Source organism: Flagellimonas oceanensis (assembly GCF_003992595.1).
In the GTDB taxonomy this organism is placed as follows: domain Bacteria; phylum Bacteroidota; class Bacteroidia; order Flavobacteriales; family Flavobacteriaceae; genus Flagellimonas; species Flagellimonas oceanensis.
Genome location: NZ_RZNA01000050.1, coordinates 31,257 through 33,805, shown reverse-complemented (window position 1 = coordinate 33,805; position 2,549 = coordinate 31,257). Strand labels below are relative to the sequence as shown.

Below are 2,549 nucleotides of genomic sequence, written 5' to 3'. Positions count from 1 at the left end.
GGGAAGTACCGCTCTAAGGTCCTCAGCTGTTCGCTCTTGGGCTTTTGGTCCGCCTTGAAGAGCCTGTGGATCTCCTCCAGGGTCATCTCCGAGACCTCGTAGGGCGTCAGCCTGTAGCACTTGAAGAACTCGATGTACTTGGCCACCGTGTTGCGGGAGATGCCAAGTTCCTTGCTGATCCGTCGCTTGCTGGCCCCCTCGCCGTACAATTTGTAAATCCTTTTTGCCTTTCGCATATCTATCTGTTTGTTCGCCATGGTCTTTTTTACAAAAGAAACCATCGCAACACTCAAATAGAATCGATCTTTTTAGTGGCTCACTTTCATCCGCCCCACTATGCTCACTTTGGTCCGCCGCGGGTGGCTCAGTTTAATCCGCCGCAGGTGGTATACTATGCCCGTTTTTTGCATCCATACAACCTAGTTGCCTACAATTGTGGAAAATCAGAACGCTGAATGAAATTAACCTTTAAACTTCAAATTTTTATAGTCCATTTATGGTTTTTAGTTTGTACATATTTAATGCTGACTGAAAATGATAAGCCTGATTATATCGGAAAAACGGAATCTAATAAAACGGAACTTTATGAGATTTTCTTTTATATTTCGTTACTGATTTTAGTTCTTTTTTACATCTCAATTTTAGTCAAACATTTATTTAAAAAGTCAAAATGAATTCTGACTCAAATGTGGAAACGCCGGACATAGTATACCACCTAAGGGAGGGGTGCGTTTTCTTTGGTAACTTCCGTATTTGGATGGATTACCTACTTACGCATTATATTCGGGAACTTGAGATCAAAATTGGAATTATGGAGGATTTGAACACGGTAAAATAGTTGTATCAGTTCTTTTCTTTCCCGGACAGGTTTGTGCTTTCCCATTTTTTGCACACAAGGTCTTTTCCAGACTTTGGAACTAAAACAGCGAATGTATTGGAATCCAAATTCTGGGTCACAGGGCAGACATGTTCTTTAGGTAAAAGGACTTTGATGAAATTTTCGTAGCTATGTGATAGCAATTGGAGGGTATGTACCTTTACGGTCAAAACGTTTCAAAAGCCATGAGAAATACAGATCAAAAATTAAAGGAACGGGTAAAAGAGTTGACCTGTCTTTACGAGGTTACCTCTATCATCGTGAATTCCGGATACGACGAACTGTCCACTTCCTTGGAAGCCATTGCCTATTGTCTTAAAAGAGGGTGGCAGTTTCCCGAAGTTGCCGAGGCGGCGGTTTCCATCGGCAACTATCAGCTACGGACCCATGGATTTACGGAGCCTATGACCTGCCTATCCCGTGACGTCATTGTGTTCAACAAGGTGGAGGGAACCATAGCCATAGGTTATCCAGCTTCGGATTATACACTGAAGGACTTTCTTCCAGAAGAAAGGACCCTGCTCAAAAATGTATGTTTGGCCGTAGGGAACCTAATGGAACGTAAACAGATCCATGATAGCGAAGCGGAAACGAAAAGACAAATGGAACGTAATGATCGTTTACATATCATGGGAGAGATCACTGCGGGTATAGCCCATGAACTGAATACCCCTTTGGCCAATATTTTGGGGTTTGCCGAATTATTGCTTGATAAAGCTACCGATATTGAGACCAAGGATGATTTACAAACGATTTTGGACAATGCCATTTTCAGCAGGGAAATTGTCAAAAAACTAATGTTCTTTACCTGTGAAATGCCACAACAGATGGAAGTTGTCGAGCTGAACAAGATTATGGACAGTGTGATTCGCCTTATGGGGCCCTCCCTTAGGGAAAAACAGTTATCGGTCGTCAAATCCTACGACAACGATGATTTAAGGATCCAGGCCAATACGGTCCAATTGACCCAGGTCATGTTCAACCTTATCATGAACGCAGCGTATTACTCCCCTGAACGTGGAGAGATCAGGGTAAAGCTCCTTGGCGAGAAGCAGAAGATCGTTATCAATATTATCGACCAAGGGGAAGGGATAGCACCTGGCCAGGAAAACAAGGTTTTTGAACCCTTTTATACTACCAAACCGGTCGGGGAGGGCACAGGTCTTGGCCTGAGCGTGGTCCATGGCATTATTAAAAGCTATAAGGGGACCATTAGGCATGGACCCAATAAGCCAAAAGGAACTATTTTTACCTTGGAATTTCCAAAATGATGCCCATGGCCCTGAACAAAGAGAACATTCTTATTGTAGATGATGATATCAAGATCTTGGAACTCTTGGCAAGAAGGCTCAAAGAGTTCAACTACCATGTTTTTAAGGCCATATCGGTTAAAGAAGCCTTGTTTATCCTAAAGGACACCTCCATAGACCTATTGATCACGGATATTCAAATGCCCGAAGTCGATGGTGTTCAATTATTGAAGTACGCCAAAGAACATTATCCCAATATGCCAAAATTGGTGGTTACAGGATACCCATCCGTTGGTGGCGCCTTGGAAGTGCTTAAGTCCGGAGCTATGGACTATTTGACCAAGCCCTTTACAAAAGAGGAACTCAAAATGGCCGTGGAAAGAGCGTTGGAAAAAAGACAAGAACATCAAGGAGCTATTAAT

Annotated in this window: 4 protein-coding genes; 3 read left to right on the top strand and 1 reads right to left on the bottom strand. The window is 42.9% G+C overall.

Annotated features, from left to right (window positions below; translation table 11 throughout):
- Positions 1-257 (bottom strand): helix-turn-helix domain-containing protein (locus EO132_RS17185; RefSeq protein ID WP_164732267.1); only part of this gene is annotated, 257 nt, incomplete at its 3' end.
- A gap of 413 nt (positions 258-670) precedes the next feature.
- Here EO132_RS17185 and EO132_RS19365 point away from each other — a divergent pair.
- The 3 genes from EO132_RS19365 to EO132_RS19620 all read left to right on the top strand — a co-directional run.
- The gene (locus EO132_RS19365) at positions 671-838 is read left to right on the top strand and encodes a hypothetical protein (protein ID WP_164732373.1); all 168 of its coding nucleotides are present in this window, start codon (positions 671-673) and stop codon (positions 836-838) included.
- Between the two features lie 224 nt (positions 839-1,062).
- Positions 1,063-2,148 (top strand): sensor histidine kinase, encoded by a 1,086-nt coding sequence (locus EO132_RS17180; protein ID WP_235856502.1) that lies wholly within the window; start codon positions 1,063-1,065, stop codon positions 2,146-2,148.
- A gap of 5 nt (positions 2,149-2,153) precedes the next feature.
- Positions 2,154-2,549 (top strand): response regulator (locus tag EO132_RS19620; protein WP_235856501.1); only part of this gene is annotated, 396 nt, incomplete at its 3' end.

What these genes read in the sequence shown, in the direction of transcription:
- EO132_RS19365 (WP_164732373.1), top strand. Translation starts at nt 671, where the DNA reads ATGAATTCTGACTCAAATGTGGAAACGCCGGACATAGTATACCACCTA.
- EO132_RS17180 (WP_235856502.1), top strand. Translation starts at nt 1,063, where the DNA reads ATGAGAAATACAGATCAAAAATTAAAGGAACGGGTAAAAGAGTTGACC.